This is a genomic window from Maribellus luteus (assembly GCF_003576475.1).
Taxonomy (GTDB): Bacteria; Bacteroidota; Bacteroidia; order Bacteroidales; family Prolixibacteraceae; genus Draconibacterium; species Draconibacterium luteum.
In genome coordinates, this window is the sequence record NZ_QWGR01000224.1 from 1 (window position 1) to 551 (window position 551).

Genomic DNA, 551 nt, shown 5'->3' on the forward strand with positions numbered 1-551 from the left:
AAACCTACGAGAATCAGTACCGTCGCAAGCGTAGGAATGTGAGAGAGTGCAAGCCACGGCAGTGGCAAAGGCATCCACGTCACATCACGGGCGCGCAAGGTGTGGACCGCCTCCACCTCACATGCCGGCGCCCGCCCGGTGAGGAGACACGCATGGTCAGCAAGAACACGATCTGTCTGTGGTACGACCGCGATGCGCTGGACGCGGCCAACTTCTACGCCCAGACTTTCCCAGACAGCAAAGTCACCGCCGTCCACCGCGCGCCGGGCAACTACCCCGCCGGCCAGGAGGGCGACGTGCTGACGGTGGAGTTCACCGTGGCGGGCATTCCGTGCCTGGGGCTGAACGGCGGCCCGCAGTTCAAACACAGCGAGGCGTTCTCGTTCCAGATTGCGACCGATGACCAGGCCGAGACCGATCGGCTGTGGGACGCCATCGTCAGCAACGGCGGGCAGGAAAGCGCCTGCGGCTGGTGCAAAGACAAGTGGGGGGTGTCGTGGCAGATCACGCCGCGCGCGCTCACTGCGGCCTATACCGATCCGGACCACGCA

1 protein-coding gene is annotated in these 551 nt (G+C 65.0%); it reads left to right on the top strand.

Features of this window, described 5'->3' with window-relative positions:
• Window positions 1-152: 152 nt before the first annotated feature.
• Window positions 153-551: VOC family protein (locus tag D1614_RS28680; RefSeq protein ID WP_147384412.1), on the top strand; the 399-nt coding region annotated here is incomplete at its 3' end.